A 22,317-nucleotide genomic window follows, 5' to 3' on the forward strand; every position below is an offset into this window, starting at 1 on the left:
AAAAGGAGTGGCGCAATGGGGCAGCAACCGGAAATACAAGATATATATCCTTTATCTTTTATGCAGGAGGGCATGCTTTTTCATTCTCTGTTGGATCATGACTCAAGAGCCTACTTCGAACAAGCGGTGTTTACGATCAACGGACAGCTTGACCGGGAACGATTCCAAAAAAGTATAGATGCTGTTTTTGAACGATACGATATTTTCCGTACGACATTTATTCATAAGAATGTGGCGAAGCCCCGCCAAGTCGTGTTGAAAAACAGACCAAGCCGCGTTCAGTTTCATGATATTTCTCATTTGGACGAGAAGGCACAAGACAAATATGCCGACCGGTTCAGAAAAGAAGATAAAGATAAAGGCTTTGATTTGCAATCAGACCCTCTCATGAGAGTCTCCATTTTGAAAAAAGCGCCTGAACGCTATGTTTGTATATGGAGCCATCATCATATCGTCATGGACGGCTGGTGCTTCGGAATTGTCATGAAGGAATTTCTGATGATCTATCAATCTCTCGGAGACGGACGGCTCCCGTCTCTCGAGCCTGTTCAGCCATATGGAAAGTATATTAAATGGCTCATGAAGCAGGATCGTAAAGAAGCCGAGATTTTTTGGAATATGAGACTTGCCGATCTTGAGCAATCGGCGTCTCTTCCGAAAAAATCCGCGGAACCAAATGGCGAACTTGAGCAGGCGGTTTTCACCATTTCGGAAGAGCAGACAAATGGGCTGAAGAACATTGCGGCAAGGGCGGGAGCAACGCTGAATACAGTGTTCCAGGCACTGTGGGGCATGTTGCTGCAGCGTGTCAGCCGCTGTGATGACGCCGTTTTCGGTTCTGTCGTTTCCGGCCGGCCGTCGGATCTCGCAGGCGTGGAAAAAATGGTAGGACTGTTTATCAATACGATTCCCGTGCGGGTGAAAAGCGGTTCATTTTCTTTTCTGGAGCTCGTCAGGCATTTGCAGCAGGAGACGCTGCAAGCAGAAGCGTACAGCTATTATCCGCTGTATGACATTCAGGCGCAAAGCCCTCTGAAGCAAGCGCTGTTTGACCACATTATCGTGTTTGAAAATGTGCCGGCCCAGCGTGAAATTGAAAATGTGAGTCAGGCCGGTTCATTTGATTTTGCGGTAGAAGATTTCACGATGGAGGAAGTCACAAACTACGGATGCAGCATAAAGGTGATTCCGGAAAATTCTCTTTATATCCGCTTAAACTTTGATACCGGTATATACGATCGTGTTTTTATGAAGAATATTGAAACATTTTTACGGCATATGATGAAGTCAGTCATTTCCGACCCTGAAATGAGCGCCTCCGAGATCGCATTGCTGGATGCGTGTGAAGCCAGAAATATGCTGGATGCGTTTAACCGTACAGAAACGGTTGAACCGCCGGCTCCGACGCTTCACGGGCTGTTTGCCCGCCGCGCCGCGCTTTCGCCGCATCGTCCGGCGCTCCGTTTTCCGGGCGGCATGCTGACGTACGCTGAGCTCGACCAGTACACAGACAGGCTCGCCGTTCGGCTCCGCCAAAAAGGCATCCGCAAAGAAAGCATGGTCGGCGTACTCGCTGAACGCTCGCCGGAGATGGTGGTTTCAGTGCTTGCCGTGTTAAAAGCGGGCGGCGCCTACGTGCCGCTTGACCCTGACTATCCTGAGGACAGGCTGCGCTATATGCTCGACGACTGCGGCGCTTGTCTTCTGCTTGCACAGCCGGGATTATCCGTTTCCGGTTTTTCCGGAGAAACGCTAGAAGTGTCTCTTTCTGCTCTGACAGGCGAGACGGAGACAGGGGCTGTCTCTGAAGAAGCGGATAGCGCTTCGCTCGCTTATATCATTTATACGTCCGGTTCGACGGGAACACCGAAGGGAGTGGCTGTTGAACACCGTCAGGCCGCCGCCTTTTTATCAGGGATGCAAGGGCAGTTTCCGTTAACGGAAGAGGATGTTATCGTGCTGAAATCATCCTTTTCATTCGACGCCTCTATCTGGCAATTGTTTTGGTGGACGATGTCAGGCGCCTCCGTGTATCTGCTTCCTGCCGGCTGGGAGAAAGATCCTGTGCGGATGATTGAAGCGTTTGCCTCAGAAAAGGTGACGACCGCGCATTTTATTCCGGCAATGGTCAACAGCTTTTTAGACGCGCTGGAAACGGAGCCTGAGGAAACAAGAACACGCCTCGGCAGAACACTGACACGCGTGTTTGCCGGAGGCGAAGCTCTTTCCCCGCTTACGGCTGCCCGGTTTGCAGATCTGTTGCCGGAGACGATGCTTATTCACGGCTATGGACCGACGGAAGCGACGGTTGATGCGGCGTTTTACGTCTGTGACCGAAAACGGGACAGCGGACGGACAAGGCTTCCGATCGGAAAACCCGTTCCGGGTGCCCGTCTGTATGTATTAGATAGCGGGGGAACCATCCAGCCTGCGGGCGTGGCAGGAGAGCTGTACATCGCGGGGACCGGCGTGGCCCGGGGCTATCTGAACCGGCCTGAGCTGACAGAGGAGCGTTTTCTCGATGATCCGTTTTACCCGGGAGAACGCATGTATCAGACGGGTGATATCGCACGCTGGACAGAAGACGGCCTTGTTGAATGGCTCGGCCGTTCAGACGGACAGGTGAAAGTCCGCGGCTACCGGATTGAACCGGGAGAAATCGAAGCGGCGATCCGGCGCATCGACGGCATTCGTGAGGCGGCGGTCACCCCCCGGACCGAACACGGCGAAACCGCGCTTTACGCCTATATCGAAGGACGGGAAAGCGATGACGTGCGGGCAGAGCTTGCGACACGCCTTCCGGCCTACATGATGCCGGCTCAGTTCATAAAGATGAGCGAATGGCCGGTCACGCCGAGCGGAAAGCTTGACCGCCGCGCGCTGCCGGCTCCCGGCGGAGCGGCAGACACCGCCCCGCGGAACGTCACGGAAATGAAGCTTTGCGCTCTTTGGGAAGAGGTGCTAAAAAACGGCCCCGTCGGCATCCGGGATCACTTTTTTGAGCGGGGCGGCCATTCGTTAAAAGCGACGGCTCTCGTCTCCCGCATCGCCAAAGAGTTCGGTGTTCAGGTGCCGTTACAGGACATCTTCGCCCGGCCGACGGTGGAAGAGCTTGCTTCGGTTATTCAGGACTTGGAAGAGAGCCCGTATGAAGCGATTCAGCCTGCGAAAAAACAGGACACCTATCCGGTGTCTTCGGCGCAGAAACGGATGTATGTGCTCCAGCAGCTTGAAGATGGCGGTGTCGGCTACAATATGCCGGCTGTGCTGGAACTGACGGGCCCGCTTGACCGCAGCCGGCTGGAGGAGACGTTCCGGCAGCTTGTGGAGCGGCATGAGTCGCTCAGAACGTCCTTTGAAACGGGGCCTGACGGCGAACCGGTGCAGCGCATCCATGACAGCGTACCGTTTCAGCTGGATGAGGCCGAGTCAGCTGACGCATTCGTCCGGCCGTTTTGTCTGGAGGAAGCGCCGCTCTTCCGTGCGGCTCTCGTGAAAGAATCCGACGAACGTCATCTTTTATTAACGGATATGCATCATATTATTTCTGACGGTGTGTCCGTCAACACCTTGATAAAAGAATTCGGCGAGCTGTACGCAGGCCGTTCGCTTGCGCCGATGCGCCTTCAATATAAAGACTATGCCGTCTGGCAGCGGTCGTTTCAGGAGAAAGAAGGGTACCAGAAACAGGAAGCGTATTGGCTGAAGCGGCTAGAAGGAGAGCTCCCGGTGCTTGAGCTTCCGGCTGACAAGCCCCGTCCGGCGGTCAGAAGCTTTGCGGGCGGCAGCGTATCGTGCACGCTTGACGCTGAAACGGCATCCGGCCTTCACCGCATCGCCCGGGATCACGGCTCTACTTTGTATATGGTGCTTCTCGCCGCGTACAATACGTTACTCGCGCGCCTGAGCGGGCAGGAAGACATCATCGTCGGCTCACCGATTGCCGGGCGTCCGCACAAAGACCTTGAACCGATTCTCGGCATGTTCGTCAACACGCTGGCCATCAGAACGGAGCCGAAAGGAGACAAACGGTTTACCGATTACTTGGCGGAAGTCCGCCAGGCGGCGCTTGAGGCGTATGAGCATCAAGACTACCCGTTTGAAGAGCTGGTGGAACGGCTCGGCGTACAGCGGGACATGAGCCGAAATCCGCTGTTTGACGTTATGTTTGTGCTCCAAAATATGGAGCGTGAATCCCTGGTGTTAAATAAGCTGCATTTGGCTCAAGCTGCGGATACAAGTCATAAAACCGCAAAGTTTGATGCCACGCTTTACGCGTCAGAAGGGTCTGACGGTTCCATCAGCTTTGATTTTGAATTCAATACAGATATCTATCAAAAACAGACAATTGAAAAATGGCTATCTTATTTTACCCGTATTCTTACAAAAGTAATTGAAAACCAAGCGATACCGCTTGGTGACATTCACGTACTGGATAATGCTGAAACAAATCGCGTCATTTATCAGTTTAATCAGACGAAAAGCGATTACCCAAGACACGAAACCATCAGCCGTTTATTTGAGCGGCAGGCAAAAGAAACTCCCGATGCCCGGGCAGTTGTTTATGATGGACAAATCTTGACATACCGTGAGCTGAACGAACGGGCTAACAGAATAGCGGCGGCTCTCCGATCAAATGGCGTCGGTCCGGAAAGCGTTGTCGCCTTATTAACCGGCCGCACAACAGAGCTTGCCTCCGGAATCCTCGGAATATTAAAAGCGGGGGGCGCCTACTTGCCTATCGGTGACGATGTGCCGCGGGAACGGGCTGAATGGATGCTTAAAGACTGTAAAGCTGATATTCTTCTCCAATCTGATAAACTTGACGGTCTGCCGCTTTCAGGAAAACGTTTATTCATAGAGGATATTCAAACAAAGGCCGGATTGAGTTCGGAAAATCCCGAACCGCTCGGCGGACCTGAATCGTTGGCCTACATGATTTATACGTCCGGGTCAACAGGTGCGCCAAAAGGCGTCATGATTGAACAGCGAAGCGTGATCCGCCTTGTGAAAAACAGCAATTATATTGATTTTACGCCGGAAGATAGACTGTTGTTTACTTCATCATTAGGATTTGACGTTACGACATTTGAAATATTCGGTCCGCTTTTAAACGGCGCTTCTTTATATGTAAGTGACCAGGAAACCTATCTCGACTCTGATGTTCTGGAAACATTTATACAGCAAAACGGCATTACGACACTGTGGCTGACATCGTCTCTGTTCAACCATTTATCAGAACAAAATGAACACGTGTTTTCCGGATTATCCCGATTGATTATCGGCGGGGAAGCACTGTCCCCGAGCCATGTAAACCGGGTTCGGAGTGCGCTGCCGCATCTCTCAGTATGGAATGGATACGGACCGACTGAAAACACGACGTTCTCGACTTGCTTTTTGATTGAACAATCATACGATCATTCAATCCCGATCGGCCGCCCAGTCGGAAATTCAACCGCATATATCATAAACAGCAGGGGAACACCGCAGCCGATTGGCGTCATCGGCGAATTATGCACTGGAGGAGACGGTGTGGCAAGAGGATACTTCGGCCGCCCTGAGCTGACGGAAGAAAAATTTGTCCCTAATCCTTTTGTTCCCGGAGAACGGATGTACCGCACCGGAGATTTAGCCCGCTGGCTGCCGGACGGAACGATCGAATATGCCGGGCGGATGGATGATCAAGTGAAAATCCGCGGTTATCGGGTCGAGCTGGGAGAGATTGAAGCCGCACTGAGGAGCCTGGACGGCGTGAAAGAAGCTGCCGTGTCAGTCAGAACCGGGCAGTCCGGCAATAAAGAACTGATCGCATATATGAGTCTGCAGGCGGACATGGATACAGAAAAAGTGCGTTCTTTACTTTCTCGGCAACTGCCGAATTACATGGTTCCGGCCTATATGATGGAACTTGAGAAGCTGCCGCTTACGCCGAACGGTAAATTGGATCGGAAAAATCTGCCCGAACCGGAGCTCGCGCTTCAAACCGCGTACACAGCTCCCCGCAATGAGCTTGAAGAACAGCTTTCCGTGATCTGGCAGGAAGTGCTCGGCACAAAACAAGTCGGGATTGAGGACTCATTTTTTGAGTTGGGCGGCGATTCAATCAAAGCGCTGCAAGTTTCCGCACGGCTCGGACGCTATGGGTGGAAAATGACGGCAAGTGACTTATTCCGGCACCCGTCCATTAAGGAGCTCGCGCCTCTTATCCGGAAAGCGGAAAGAGTCAGCGATCAGCGGCCGGTAGAAGGAGACATACCTTGGACACCCGTTCAGCACTGGTTTTTATCACAGCGGATGGAAAACAGAAATCATTTCAATCAGTCCGTCATGATGTTCAGCTCTGACGCATTGCATAAACAGCCGCTCAAAGAAGCCTTGAAGCATCTTGTCATTCATCATGATGCACTCCGGATCACCGTCAGTGCAGAAAACGAAAGTTTCAGACAAATCAATCACGGTATTCAAAATGCTGAACTGTACAGCTTGGACATTTGGGATCTGTCTGAGACAGATACTTGGGAAAGAGAAATAGAAACTGAAGTGGCTGCGCTCCAACAGCGGATGGATATTGAAAAAGGGCCGTTATTAAAAGCCGGCTGGTTCAAAACCCGGTCCGGGGATTATTTATTCATCACCGTACATCACCTGGCGGTTGACGGAGTGTCATGGCGTATTCTGCTGGAGGATTTATCTGCCGCTTACACTCAAGCCGTAAAAGGTCAGCCGGTCCAGCTTCCGCCAAAGACCGATTCGTTTAAACAATACGCCGTAAGGCTTTCAGAATACGCAAAAAGCAGCAAGCTGATGCATGAAGAAGAATATTGGCGTTTTATTGAAGAAGAAACAGCCGCCGAACTTCCTTATGAAAAACCGCAGCATCAGACGGGAGCCGACAGCATTCGGCAAACGGTAAGCTTTACGCTTACAGAAGAAGAAACGTCCGTTTTGCTTCAGCAGGTCAACCGGGCCTACCATACCGATACGCAAGATATTCTTCTGACTGCCGCAGCTTTGGCTTTACGGGACTGGACAGGGGGCGGCAGATTGCGCATCGCGATGGAAGGGCACGGGAGAGAGCACATCATGCCGGAGCTCGACATCAGCCGCACCGTAGGCTGGTTTACCTCCATGTATCCGGTGCTCATTGACTTGAACACAGCAGGCGCTGAGCTTGGAACGGCGGTAAAAACGGTCAAAGACACACTCGGAAGAATACCGGATAAAGGAATAGGCTACGGCATTTTAAAATACATGACACCGCCTGAACAAAAAACAATCCGCTTCAGACAAGCGCCTGAAATCAGCTTTAACTATTTAGGGCAATTCAATGATACAGAAGATCAGCACACGTTCAGTCTGTCCGGTCTTGCAAGCGGGCACGACATCACGCCGACATGGCAGCGGGAACAAGCGGTGGAAATGAGCGCGATGGCCGCACAAAACAAACTTCACTTCAGTTTGAGCTATCCGCCGAGCCGCTTCCGCAAAGAAACGATGGAACAGCTGCTGCAAACCTTACAGCAATATTTGCGTGATATTATGGCGCACTGCACAGGGAAAGAGGAAGCAGAAAAAACCGTTAGTGATTTTAGCAGCAAAACGTTAACATCTGATGATTTGGACAGCATAGCGAGTTTTGTCGAGGAACTGTAGAAAAAGGCGACAGGGAGATTATAACATGACAAAAAAGAATGCAATTCAGGATATTTATCCGCTGTCTTATATGCAGGAAGGAATGCTTTTTCATTCCCTCCTGCAAAAGGAATCACAGGCTTACGCCGAGCAGGCCTCCTTTTCAATAACGGGGAAGGTTGACACCCGCGTGTTTGAAGAGAGCGTTCATGCCCTTTTCGAAAGACATGATATTTTCAGAACGATCTTTATCAGCCAGAACGTGTCAGTGCCGCAGCAGGTCGTATTAAAAGAGCGGAACGTCAGCATTATTGAGGAAAATCTCACTAATTTAAATAAGGCTGATCAAATCAAGTATATTGAAGAAGCCAAACGAAGAGACCGTGAGAAAGGGTTTCATCTGCAAAAAGACATGCTGATGCGGGTGACGCTGCTTCAAACCGGTGAATGTGAATATACGTGCATATGGAGTTTCCATCACATCATTATGGATGGCTGGTGTCTCGGAATCGTGCTGAAAGAGTTCTTCCAGATATACGCCTCGCGGCTCCGCCGGACACCGTTAACGCTTGAGCCCGCTGTGCCGTACGGGACCTACATCAAGTGGCTGATGGAGCAAGATAAAGAAAAAGCCGCTTCGTACTGGGAGCGATACCTTGAAGGCTTTGAGCAGCAGACTGTTCTGCCGAAGCAGAAAAAAGCCGGCGAAAGCAGACAAGAGGAAGTGACGTTTTCCTTTTCAAAAGAGGACACGGCTAAGCTGAAAGAGCTGGCCGTGAAAGAAGAGGTCACGCTGAGCACCATTTTCCACACGCTCTGGGGCATTTTGCTTCAGGCGTATAACCAGACAGAAGATGCGGTTTTTGGTTCTGTCATTTCGGGAAGGCCGTCTGAAATCGAAGGCATCGAGCGAATGATCGGCCTGTTTATTAATACCGTGCCTGTCCGGATCAGCGGGGCGGACATCCCGTTTCAAAAGCTGATCAAAAACGTGCAAAAGGACGCTTTGAAAGGACAGGCATACAGCTATCACCCGCTTTATGACATACAGGCGAATTCACAGGTAAAACAAGGCTTAATTGACCACATTCTCGTCTTTGAGAATTATCCGGTTGAACAGGAGCTTGATGTGCTGAACAGCAAGGGAGACACGAAAGACCTTTTTCACATCCATGATTTCAGCATGGAAGACGAAACCAACTACAGTTTTTACCTGATGGTGGCGCCGGGTGACGAGATTCATTTGAAAATGAGATACGATTCAAGCGTGTATGACCGCCAATTTATCGAAAATATCAAAGGCCATTTGGCACACATCGTCTCCCAGGTTCTCGACAAACCGGACATCACGCCGGACAAGCTTGAAATCATCACTCCAGGGGAAAAAGCGCAGCTGCTTGCGCCGATTTCTGAAGAGACCGAAAAACCTGAATATGACACGGTTCATGCGATGTTTGAAAGGCAGGCCGCAAAAACGCCGAATCAAATCGCAATTCGGTATGAATGTGAGTCAGTGACGTACAAAGAACTGAACGAATCGGCTAATAAGCTGGCCCGCCTGCTGAAAAAGCGCGGTTTAAAGCGGGAGGAACCGGTAGGCGTCATGCTTGGCCGTTCCCCTTCTTTAGCGGCGGCCGTTCTCGGTATTTTAAAAGCGGGCGGCGCCTTTGTCCCGATAGATCCGGGCAGTCCAAAGGAGCGTATCCGATATGTTATTGAAAACAGCGGCTGCGTCCATGTTGTAACAGAGCGGCATCAGTCCGTCCCCGTGGAACAAGCGCTGCAAGTTACATACATAGAAGAGGCCGGGACGGAAGCGGACGGAAGCAATGTGCAATCCATTAATACGGCAGACGACCTCCTTTATATGATTTATACATCGGGAACGACAGGGAAACCGAAGGGTGTGCTGCTCGAACATAAAAATATGGCCAACCTGCTTTCTGACCAATTGACGAACACAGACATTGATTTTTGCACAAATGTGCTGCAGTACGCATCTTTGGCGTTTGACGTCTGCTATCAAGAGTTATTTTCAGTACTCTTGAGCGGCGGCACCCTCTGTATCGTACCCGAATCAATCAAACGGGATGTTTCTCAGCTGTTTTCGTTTATTGATCAGCACAACACGGAAGTTGTGTTTTTCCCGACTGCGTTTGTCAAAATGCTTTTCAATGAAGAAGGTTATGCACAGTCTTTTCCCCGCTGTGTGAAGCATGTCATTACGGCCGGGGAGCAGCTGACCGTTTCGCGTTTGTTCAGGCAGACGCTCCGTTTACACGGTATGCATCTGCATAATCATTACGGCCCGTCAGAAACTCATGTGGTTTCAACGTATACGATTTCTGCGGGAGATGACATACCTGAACATCCGCCGATCGGGAAACCGATCCATCATAACAAGATGTATATTCTCAGCAAAAACCGGCATCTTCAGCCTCTCGGAATTGCGGGAGAATTGTATATTTCCGGAGCGAATACAGGAAGAGGCTATGTGAACAATCCGGCGCTGACCAAAGAGAAATTTTTGCCGGATCCGTTCAGAACGGACGCCGTCATGTACCGGACCGGAGATTTGGCAAGACTGCGTGCGGACGGCCAAATCGAATACATCGGCCGGACAGATGATCAAGTGAAGATCAGAGGGTACCGGATTGAACCGAAGGAAATTGAAACCGTCCTGGCAAATCATCACGCCGTAAAAGAAGCTGCCGTTCTGATTCAAACGAATGAGTCGGGCGAAAATGAATTATGCGCTTACTGCAGCGTCTCACAAGCGACTGATCCTTCTCAGCTGCGGAGAGATTTGGCTAAAGAGGTGCCTGAGTATATGATTCCGGTCAAATGGGCTTTTATTGACTCAATTCCGCTCACTGCGAACGGAAAAGTCGATCAGCGGGCCCTTCCGGAAGCTTCGGCATACGCCACAGGCCGTCGATATACAGCTCCCCGGAATGTGACCGAGCTGAAGCTTACCCGCATATGGGAAGAAGTGCTTCAAACCGGCCCGATCGGCGTTCACGATCACTTTTTCGAGCTTGGCGGCCATTCATTAAAGGCGACGGCACTCGTTGCAAAAATAGCTAAAGAGTGCAGTGTGCAAATCCCGCTGAGCGATGTCTTCAGCCATCCGACTGTAGAAGAACTCGCCAAAATCATCAGTGAAGCAGAAGAGAACCCGTTCGCATCCATAGAAAAGACAGAAATGAAAGAAACATATCCTGTCTCATCCGCCCAAAAACGGATGTACGTCCTTCACCAGCTTGAAAATGGCGGTGTCAGCTATAACATTCCAGCCGTTTTAGAGGTGAGGGGGCCGTTTGACCGAGATAGGATGGAAGCCGTGTTCAAGGAATTGATCGGGCGGCATGAACCGCTCAGAACGTCCTTTGAAGAAAAAAACGGCCTGCCCGTGCAGAGGATTCATGACGACGTGCCGTTTGCATTTACAAAAGAACAATCAGCCGAAGCGTTTATCCGGCCGTTCGATCTCGGCAAAGCGCCCCTTTTCCGGGCGGGATTTGTCCAAATAGAAAAAGACCGGCATCTGCTTTTAGCTGACATGCATCATATTATTTCAGACGGCGTATCCGTCAATCTTTTGATACGTGAATTCAGTGAGCTGTATGCTGAGAGAAGCCTGCCGCCGTTACGGATTCAATACAAAGATTATGCCGTCTGGCAGCAATCATTTATGGCGGGCGCCGCATATCGGAAACAAGAGGAGTACTGGCTGAACCGGCTTGCCGGTGAGATTCCCGTGCTTGAATTGCCGGCTGATAAGCCGCGTCCCCCGGTGCGGAGTTTTTCCGGAGACCGGGTGTCATTTGTCATCAATGAAAAACATACAGCTCAGTTGAAAAAGCTGGCGAAAGAAAACAAATGCACACTGTATATGACGCTGCTTGGTGTGTACACGGTTCTGTTAGCCCGTTTAAGCGGACAGGAAGATATGATTGTCGGGTCTCCGATTGCAGGAAGGCCTCATGCCGACCTTGACGCCGTTCTGGGCATGTTTGTCAATACGCTTGCTTTCAGGACGCGTCCCGACGGAAGCATGACATTCAAAGAATATTTAAAGGAAATTCGCCAAACAGCGCTTGAGGCTTACGAACATCAGGATTACCCGTTAGAAGAGCTCGTCGATAAGCTCGGTGTGCCGCGGGACATGTCCCGAAATCCGCTGTTTGACACAACATTTGCGCTGCAAAATATGGAACAGCAGAAGCTTAGGGCAGCCGGACTTGAACTGCAGCCGGCAGACGTCAGCCTGCCGATTTCTAAATTTGACTTATCACTGTACATCTCTGAAAACGCCGGTGAATTGTACTGCCAGTTTGAATACAGCACCGATTTGTTTGAGAGAAAAACGATTCAAAAATGGGCGGGATTTTTTACGACACTTGCCGAAAACGCCGCGGGTGATCCGGGCTTGGAATTAGACGATATTTCTGTTTTGACAGAAAAAGAAGAAGCGTCTCTGCTTCAAGATTTCAGCCCCGTGCAGAAAACAGCGTTTCCGCTTCATCAGTCTCTTCATGATCTGCTGGAACAGCAGGCGGAAAAAACGCCGGACCGTCCTGCGATTTTAACTGATGACATTTCGATTACGTATCAGGAACTGAACGAAAGGGCAAACGAGCTTGCGCATCAGCTGATCAAGCGCGGCATAAGGCTGGAGGATAAAACTTCCATTATGGGCCGGCGTTCTCCTGACATGCTGATCGGCATTTACGCTGTCTTAAAAGCAGGCGGTGCATATCTGCCGATTGATCCGGATTACCCGGAAGAGCGGATTCGCTTTTTACTGAAAGACAGCGGCGTGAAATTCTTACTGGCAGAACCAGAACTTTTCGCACCAGATCTTTTTGAGGGAGAAATGATCTCTCTGAAAAGCGGACAAACAGGAAACCCTGAAGCTGCGGCCAACCCTAACGTTCCGGTAAAACCTGATTCATTGGCTTATATCATCTATACATCCGGTTCTACGGGACGCCCAAAAGGCGTGCAGGTTGAACATCGGTCAGCCGTAAACTTTTTATACTCACTGCAAACGCGTTATGGATTAAGTGATTCTGACATCATTTTGCATAAAACATCATACTCTTTCGACGCTTCGATTTGGGAGCTGTTTTGGTGGCCGATCGCGGGAGCTTCTGTTTTCCTCCTTCCGCAAGGCGGCGAGAAAGACCCTGAAATGATACTGAACGCATTGGAGAATAACCGCATAACGGCGGCCCATTTTGTGCCATCCATGCTTCATGCTTTCTTGGAATATATAAATTCCAGAAAACAGCCGATCAAAAAGATCTGCTTAAAAAGGGTTTTTGCCGGCGGTGAACAATTGGGCCCGCACTTGGTTTCCCGTTTTTATGACCTTCTGCCTGGAACGGAATTGACAAATTCCTACGGTCCGACGGAAGCGACGGTAGAAGCGGCGTACTTTGATTTGCCGCAAGGAAAAGAATTTCACAATGTTCCGATCGGCATTTCCGGGCATAACATGCGGCTGTATATTTTAAATCAAAAGAAACAGCTTCTGCCGCCGGGCTGTATCGGAGAGCTGTACATCGCGGGGACAGGGGTGGCCCGGGGCTATCTGAACCGGCCTGAGCTGACGGAGGAGCGCTTTCTCAATGATCCGTTTTATCCGGGAGAACGCATGTATCAGACGGGTGATATCGCACGCTGGACAGAAGATGGCCTTATCGAATGGCTCGGCCGTTCAGACGGACAGGTGAAAGTCCGCGGCTACCGGATCGAACCGGGAGAGATCGAAGCGGCGATCCGGCGCATCGACGGCATTCGTGAGGCGGCGGTCACTGCCCGGACCGAACACGGAGATACCGCGCTTTACGCCTATATCGAAGGACGGGAAAGCGATGACGTGCGGGCGGAGCTTGCGGCACGCCTTCCGGCCTACATGATGCCGGCTCAGTTTATAGAGATGACCGAATGGCCGGTCACGCCGAGCGGAAAGCTTGACCGCCGCGCGCTGCCGGCTCCCGGCGGAGCGGCAGACAGACAGGCGTACACCGCCCCGCGGAACGTCACGGAAATGAAGCTTTGCGCCCTTTGGGAAGAGGTGCTGAAAAACGGCCCTGTCGGCATCCGGGATCACTTTTTTGAGCGGGGCGGCCATTCGTTAAAAGCGACGGCTCTCGTTTCCCGCATCGCCAAAGAGTTCGGTGTTCAGGTGCCGTTACAGGACATCTTCGCCCGGCCGACGGTGGAAGAACTCGCTTCGGTTATTCAGGACTTGGAAGAGAGCCCGTATGAAGCGATTCAGCCTGCGCAAAAACAGGACACCTATCCGGTGTCTTCGGCGCAGAAACGGATGTATGTGCTCCAACAGCTTGAAGACGGCGGTGTCGGCTACAATATGCCGGCTGTGCTGGAACTGACGGGCCCGCTTGACCGCAGCCGGCTGGAGGAGACGTTCCGGCAGCTTGTGGAGCGGCATGAGTCGCTCAGAACGTCCTTTGAAACGGGGCCTGACGGTGAACCGGTGCAGCGCATCCATGACAGCGTACCGTTTCAGCTGGATGAGGCCGAGTCAGCTGACGCATTCGTCCGGCCGTTTTGTCTGGAGGAAGCGCCGCTCTTCCGTGCGGCTCTCGTGAAAGAATCCGACGAACATCATCTTTTATTAACGGATATGCATCATATTATTTCTGACGGTGTGTCCGTCAACACCTTGATAAAAGAATTCGGCGAGCTGTACGCAGGCCGTTCGCTTGCGCCGATGCGCCTTCAATATAAAGACTATGCCGTCTGGCAGCGGTCGTTTCAGGAGAAAGAAGGGTACCAGAAACAGGAAGCGTATTGGCTGAAGCGGCTAGAAGGAGAGCTTCCGGTGCTTGAGCTTCCGGCTGACAAGCCCCGTCCGGCTGTCAGAAGCTTTGCGGGCGGCAGCGTATCGTGCACGCTTGACGCTGAAACGGCATCCGGCCTTCACCGCATCGCCCGGGATCACGGCTCCACTTTGTATATGGTGCTTCTTGCCACGTACAATACGTTACTCGCGAGATTGAGCGGGCAGGAAGACATCATCGTCGGCTCACCGATTGCCGGGCGTCCGCACAAAGACCTTGAACCGATTCTCGGCATGTTCGTCAACACGCTGGCCATCAGAACGGAGCCGAAAGGAGACAAACGGTTTACCGATTACTTGGCGGAAGTCCGCCAGGCGGCGCTTGAGGCGTATGAGCATCAAGACTATCCGTTTGAAGAGCTTGTGGAACGGCTCGGCGTGCAGCGGGACACAAGCCGCAATCCGCTGTTTGACGCCATGCTTGTCGTCCAGAATATAGAGCATGAGGAACTGCTGTTGGACGGTTTGCATATTCAGCCTGCGGATGTGTCCCGTCCGGTTTCCAAATTTGATGTCACTTTACAGGCTTCTGAAGGCGGGGGACAGATTCATTTTCTGTTTGAATATGCGGCGTCTTTATTCCGGAGAGAAACAATGCAGCGCTGGGCTTCCCACTTTATGACGATGCTTGAACACATTGTCCGTGAACCGGAAACTTCTTTACAAGCGATCAGCATGCTGACTGCTCCGGAACGGAACCGGATTCTTTCGGACTTTAACGGCTTGACGGATCAACAGCTGCCTGAAAAAACAGTTCATGAACTGTTCATCACCCAGGCGCGAAAAACACCTGATGCCGCGGCCCTTATCAGCGGGGAAACATTGATCACATACAAAGAATTAGATGACTGGTCGAATAAAATCGCCAGAGCTCTGCAAAAACGGCAGATCGGACCTAATGCAGCCGTCGGCATTGTGATACCAAGATCGCCGGAACAAGTAGCGGCAGTCTTCGGGGTTTGGAAAGCCGGAGGAGCCTACGTCCCGATAGATCCTGAATATCCGGAGGAACGCAAGCAATATATCATCTCAGACAGCGGCACAGCGCTTCTCCTTACCGCACATGGTGCGATAGAACAAGTGCCTGATCGTTTTAACGGTGAAGTGCTCGCACTGGAGGATATCCAAGAACAGGATGCTTCGCCGGTCCAGTCATTATCAGCACCGGAAAATTTGGCTTACATCATTTATACATCGGGAACGACAGGCAGGCCGAAAGGGGTTATGGTCGAACATCGATCCGTCAGCCAAACCCTTCAATGGCGGAGCGGATTTTATGATCTGAATGAGAAAGATACGGTTCTTCAGCTCTTTTCATTTTCCTTTGACGGTTTTGTAACAAGTATGTTCACACCGCTGATTTCAGGTGCGAAGGCGGCCGTTTTAGCCGAAGATGAAGCAAGAGATATTCTTGCTATTAAACACTATCTTGCATCTTACCGCATCACTCACATGATCATTGTTCCCGTACTGTACCGTACACTGCTTGACGTACTGGAGCCGGGGGATGCCGAGTCTCTCAGAATTGTCACATTAGCCGGAGAAGCTGTCGACCAAAACATTATCAGCCGCAGTTTATCAGTTTGTCCACACACGGAGCTTGCCAATGAGTACGGACCGACGGAAAACAGCGTCGCCACTACAGCGGCAAGACATATAGAACAAAGTGAGAACATCACGATCGGCCGTCCGATTGAGCATTCACACGTTTATATTTTAAACGGGGATCACCCGCAGCCGATCGGTGTAACGGGAGAACTTTGCATCTCGGGTTCCGGCCTTGCAAGAGGGTACCGCAATCTTCATAAGCAAACGGCTCAAGCCTTTGTCCAAGACCCGTTCCGGAAGAACCGGCGCATGTACCGCACGGGCGACCTGGCAAAATGGCTGCCGGACGGCACACTGCAATATATCGGCCGAATGGACGAGCAAGTCAAAATCAGAGGCTACCGGGTGGAACTGAAAGAAATTGAATCCGCCTTAACAGGCATAAAAGGTGTCAAAGAAGCAGCCGTCACCGCTCATACCGCATCAGCAGGCCAAACGGAACTATGCGCTTATATCGTGACAGAAGAAGGAACAGAAAGTGAAACCGTGCAGCAGGCACTCAGAAATGAAATGCCCGCTTATATGGTGCCGGCGTTCTTTGAAACACTTGAAGCCCTGCCTGTCACACCGAACGGGAAGCTTGACCGCCGCGCGCTTCCTGAGCCGCGGAAAAAAGCGCACACCGGACGGGCATTTACCGAGCCTGAAAGCGACATGGAAAAAGAGCTGTCCGCGATTTGGAGCGAAGTGCTCGGAACTGAAAACATTGCCGCGGATCAATCATTTTTTGAACTGGGCGGCGATTCCATCAAAGCCCTGCAAGTATCAGCCCGATTACATCAGGCTGGAAAACAGATCGCCGTAAAAGATATTTTCAGCCGGCCGACAATTAGGGAGCTGGCGCCTTATGTCCGTACAGAGCGGCAGCCGGTCAGCCAAGCTCCTGCAGAAGGAGAAGTGAAGTGGTCGCCGGTTCACAAATGGTTCTTCACACAAGACATGAAGGAAGCAAATCATTTTAACCAGTCCGTCATGCTGACGAGAACAAATTCAATAGATGAAGAGATCCTGAGGAAAACGTTAAAAGCCATTACCGTTCATCATGATGCCTTGCGCCTTGTCTGCAAAAAAGACGAAGAGAAAGGTCTTCTCCTTTTCAACAGACCGGCTGACCTCCCAGATGAGCAGCTTTACAGCCTGACCATTTTAGAAACGGAAGGCGATGAGCATGAGAAGGAACGTTTTGTAAAACGCCGCGTCGCCGAGCTTCAGAGAAACATGGATTTGGAGAACGGGCCGCTTGTACAGGCGGGGCTGTTCCGCTCTGAAGCAGAAGATTACTTGTTTCTGACGGTCCATCATCTCGCTGTCGACGGGATATCATGGCGGATTTTATTGGAAGACTTGGCTTCTGCTTATGAGCAGGCCGTCTCTGGACAGGAAATCAAACTCCCTCCGAAAACCATGTCATTCAAAACATATACGGAGCAGCTGGCCGATTATGCCGAAAGTAAACAGCTGCTTCAGCAGGCGGAGTATTGGCGGGAGATTGAACACTATGAAACAGAAAGTCTTCCTTACGAGCAGGCAGATTTATCTCAAACTCCTGCAAAAAAACGGAACACAGTATCCTTCACTCTGACAGAAAGTGAAACGGACGCCCTGTTGAAAGATGTGCACAGCGCCTACAATACGGATACACAAGATGTGCTTTTGACTTCCGCCGTGCTTGCCATTCAGAAGTGGTCGCCGCGGCACGCTTTGAAAATCGCCCTTGAAGGGCACGGACGCCAATCGGAGCAGGCAGGTGCGGACATCAGCAGGACAGTGGGGTGGTTCACTTCCATTTACCCGGTGCTTTTCCGGAGCGGAGCTTATGAACCTCATGAAGAATATGAAATTCGCACATTGAAAACCGTCAAAGACACATTGCGGCGCATTCCGGATAAAGGGAACGGATACGGCGTCCTCAAATATTTAACACCGCCGAAGCTTGCCGGGATGACTTTCGGGAAAGCACCGGAGATCAGCTTTAACTATCTCGGACAATTCGATGCGCCCGGCGGGAATCCGGCAGAAACGGAACAGCCAGACGCGTTTCAGTTTTCTCCTTTGGGAGGCGGAGATGATGTGACAGATACATGGAAACGGGAGCAGTCACTTGAAATCAGCGCGATTGCGGCAAAAGGCCGGATGACCGTCAGCATTTCCTATGAAACGGAGCGCTTCCGGCGAGATACGATCGAACGGCTGTCCGAAAGCTGCCGGTATTATCTCCTGAAACTGTCGGAACACTGCCTCAGCAAAACCGATACGGAGAAGACCGTCAGTGACTTTGATGATCGGGAGCTGACTGAGGAAGCCTTGCAGGATATTGCCGACTTACTCAGCTTCCACTAAAATCGAGCGGGAGGAACACATGGACAAAACGAAAAATATCCAAAACATTTATCCCCTCAGCCGAATGCAGGAAGGAATGCTTTTTCATTCCTTTCTGCAAAAGGAGGGGGCTGCATATATCGAGCAATCCGTCTTCACCATAAAAGGCCGGCTTCGTCCGGAATTGTTTGAGCAAAGCGTACAGTCTGTCATCAGCCGCCACGATATTTTCAGAACGGTTTTTTTACCTCATGTCGCTCAGCTGAACGGCCCCCGCCAAGTTGTGCTGCGTGAGCGGGAATTCCGGCTGCACCGCGAAGATCTTACACATTTGGACGAAGCGGAACAGAGCATCTATTTACAGCGATTTAAGGAACGTGACCGCTTAAAAGGCTTTGACTTGCAAAAGGATATGCTGATGCGTGTTTCTTTGTTTAAAACGGGTGACGAAAAATATGTATGCGTCTGGAGCCACCATCACATTCTTATGGACGGCTGGTGCCTCGGCATCGTCCTTCAGGAATTCATGCATATGTACCGGGCGATTGAATCAGGCTCACCCGTCACACTGGCGCCCGCAAAGCCTTACAGCACTTATATTACATGGCTGACTGATCAGGACAAAGACGCGGCTTCTGAATATTGGAAAGGATATTTAGCAGGCTGCGAGACACCCACAGGACTCCCGAAAATATCGGCCCGTCCCCAGGAAAAAGGCTACCGTAAGAAAGAGCTCCTGTTTTCTTTAGATCAAAACCTGACAGACAGGCTGAAAACCATCGCCAAAGAAGAGGGGGCTACGCTCGCGGTTCTTATGCAGACTGTATGGGGCCTGATGCTGCAGCGCTACAACCGGACGGACGATGCCGTATTCGGTGCCGTCGTATCAGGGCGGCCTTCCGTCATTGACGGGGTGGAAAGCATGATCGGGCTGTTTATCAATACCGTGCCGGTACGCATTAAAACGGGTGACGAAAGCTTTAGAGAACTGCTGGGGCGCTTGCAGAAAGAAATGCTTGACTCAGAGGCGTTCAGTTATCATCCGCTTGCTGACATCCAATCTCAGACTGAGCTGAAACAGGATTTAATCGACCATATTATCGTGTTTGAAAATTATCCGATCCAGCAGCAGATGAAAGACGCGGAAAAGGAATCGGATGCACCGTTCCGGATCGGGTATGTCAACGTTTCGGAACAATCGGGCTACGATTTTAACCTCATCATAGCGCCTGGAGATGAGCTGCTCATCAAATTCAGCTACAATGCGAACGTTTATGACGAAGTATGGATAGAGAGCGTAAAAGGACATTTGGAAGAAGCTCTGCGCGGCGCCGCCTTCAATCCCGATGTTCCCGCTGATCGGCTTCCGATGCTCGGACAAAAGGAAAAATCAAGAATAATCGGCGAATTTAATGACACGAAAACAACTTATGAAAGAGACGAAAGCATCATCAGCCTGTTCAGCCGACAGGTGAAGAAAACCCCGGATCATCAAGCGCTTCACGTCGGCGGGCTGACGTTGACGTACCGGGAGCTCGATGAACGGTCAACTGCATTCGCCCGCATCCTGCTGGAAAACGGTTTGGCGCCAAAGGGAATTGCCGGGATTCTGGCCGAACGCTCACCGGAATTTATCATCGCTGTTCTCGCTGTATTGAAAGCGGGAGGGACGTACCTTCCCCTTGATGCAGAACTGCCATCCGACAGGATCGCCGATATGCTCACTGAGAGCGGAGCACAGCTGTTAACGGTACAAAAAGGGATTGAGACTGATATTGACTTTTCTCACATCATCTCTATCCCGGCTGCAGCTGAAAAACAAACAGCTGATGCGGGAAAGCTGAATACCGATACAGCACCTGATGACCTTGCCTATATTATGTATACATCCGGTTCAACAGGAAAACCGAAGGGCGTGATGATTTCCAACCGAAACGTCGTATCGCTCGTGTCAAACAGCAATTACACGTCGGCCGGTGTGACGGATCGTCTCATTCTGACAGGGTCCATCGGTTTTGACGCAGTGACATTTGAAATCTTCGGAGCGCTTTTGAACGGAGCATGTCTTCATGTGGTTGACCGCTCGACAATGCTTGCCCCTGAGAGGTTCGGCAATTATCTTTCTTCCAACCGGATTACGATTCTGTTTTTGACGACGGCGCTCTTTAACCAGTTTGCCCAGACAGATCCGGAGATGTTTTCTGGGTTGCACACCTTATATGTCGGCGGAGAAGCATTGTCCCCGGCGCTCATCAATAAGGTCAGACACCGCTGTCCGAATCTCAGCCTTTATAACATATACGGACCGACGGAAAATACGACATTTTCTACCTTTTACGAAATCAGGCACGATTTTTCTCAGCCGATCCCAATCGGAAAACCGATCAGCAATTCAACCGCGTATATCATTGATAAAAACGGCGGACTTGCGCCGATCGGCGTGCCCGGTGAGCTTTGTGTCGGCGGTGACGGGGTTGCCAAAGGCTATTTAAACAGGCCTGACTTAACAAGTGAAGCATTTGTCAGCCACCCGGTTCATCCTGAAGAAAAGATCTACAAAACAGGCGACTTGGCACACTGGCTGCCTGATGGAAGCATCGGATACATCAGCCGTATCGACCGCCAATTCAAGATTCGCGGGAAGCGGATTGAGCCGGCCGAAATTGAAGCACGCTTGACTGAAATAGATGGAATCAGGGAATCGGCAGTCATCGCAGCAAAAGAAGGACAAGAAGCAATCCTTTGTGCGTATTATACAGGCGCATATGCTGAAGAAAGAGCCATTCGATCCCTGTTGGCCAGGTCGCTTCCCGACTATATGATTCCGCAGTATGTGATTAAGCTTGACCGTATGCCGCTTACCGCAAACGGCAAAGTGGACCGCCGCGGGCTGCCTGCGCCGGAACGGAAAAAAACGTCATCAAAAGCCGTTCCGCCACGAAATTGGGTAGAGCGTGAGCTGATCGACATTTGGACGCCGATCCTCGGCTGCGGGGAGCTGGGCATACAGGATGACTTCTTTGAGCTGGGCGGCCATTCTTTGAAAGCATTGCAAGTGATTCATCAACTGAAGACCAGGCAGCAGATGGATGTGCCGATTGAAATGATATTTGAATATCCGACAATTGAACAATTGGCCGAAAAGCTGTATTCAAACACACTGTCAGAAGCTGCAGAGCAGCATATCAGCAGACTGAATCAGCCGAAAGGCCGCAACCTATTCTGTTTTCCGCCTATCTCAGGTTTCGGCATTTTCTTTAAAGATCTTGCGGCGGCATTAAACGGACGGGCTGCTGTGTACGGCTTTAACTTTATTGAAGAAGACAGCAGAATGGAACAATACATTGATAAAATGCTGGAAATCCAGCCGGAAGGCCCTTATATCCTCTTCGGATATTCAGCGGGCGGCAATACGGCATTCGAGGCGGCAAAAGCGATGGAAAAGCGCGGCTTAGAAATCAGCGACGTCATTATCGCAGACGCGTACAGAAAGCTTGACGCACTGCCGCCGCAGCCAACAAACGCAACAGCCGACAACGTCCCGGAAGCCGTCAGAGAAGCAGTCATCAAAAAGACAGAGCGCTATCAAACGTACTGGGCGGAACTGATAAATGACGGCCAAATCGCTGCAAACCTCCATTTTATCGAAGCCGGCATAAAGGAAGAGCACAGTGATAAGACCGAGCCGATGAAGTGGGAAGGCGCCACAACGGGACTCTATCAGGAATATCAAGGCGGGGGCGCCCATAAAGATATGTTTGAACCCGCCTTTGCACAGCAAAATGCTGAGGTCATACTGGACATCATTGCAAACAGCGGAAGACGCTTGGCGCGGAATCTGTAACATCCGGCAGAATGGCTGAAGAAGACAAGGGGCAAGATAG

Annotated in this window: 3 protein-coding genes; all 3 read left to right on the forward strand. The window is 51.0% G+C overall.

Translation table 11 applies throughout. The features are described 5' to 3' along the window. Positions 1-15: 15 nt before the first annotated feature. From ACWHAR_RS04990 to ACWHAR_RS05000, 3 genes are read left to right on the forward strand one after another with little or no spacing between them, the layout of a single operon-like run. Positions 16-7,653: a non-ribosomal peptide synthetase gene (locus ACWHAR_RS04990; RefSeq protein WP_045555043.1), complete on the forward strand. Its 7,638-nt coding sequence runs from the start codon at positions 16-18 to the stop codon at positions 7,651-7,653. 25 nt (positions 7,654-7,678) lie between these two features. Next, positions 7,679-18,454 (forward strand): non-ribosomal peptide synthetase, encoded by a 10,776-nt coding sequence (locus ACWHAR_RS04995; protein ID WP_057766235.1) that lies wholly within the window; start codon positions 7,679-7,681, stop codon positions 18,452-18,454. 19 nt (positions 18,455-18,473) lie between these two features. Continuing rightward, positions 18,474-22,277 carry a non-ribosomal peptide synthetase gene (locus ACWHAR_RS05000; RefSeq protein ID WP_032875144.1) on the forward strand — a complete coding sequence of 1,268 codons (3,804 nt, stop codon included), beginning with the start codon at positions 18,474-18,476 and terminating at the stop codon, positions 22,275-22,277. The last annotated feature ends 40 nt before the right edge of the window (positions 22,278-22,317 follow it).

This window comes from Bacillus sp. LR--39 (assembly GCF_053613335.1).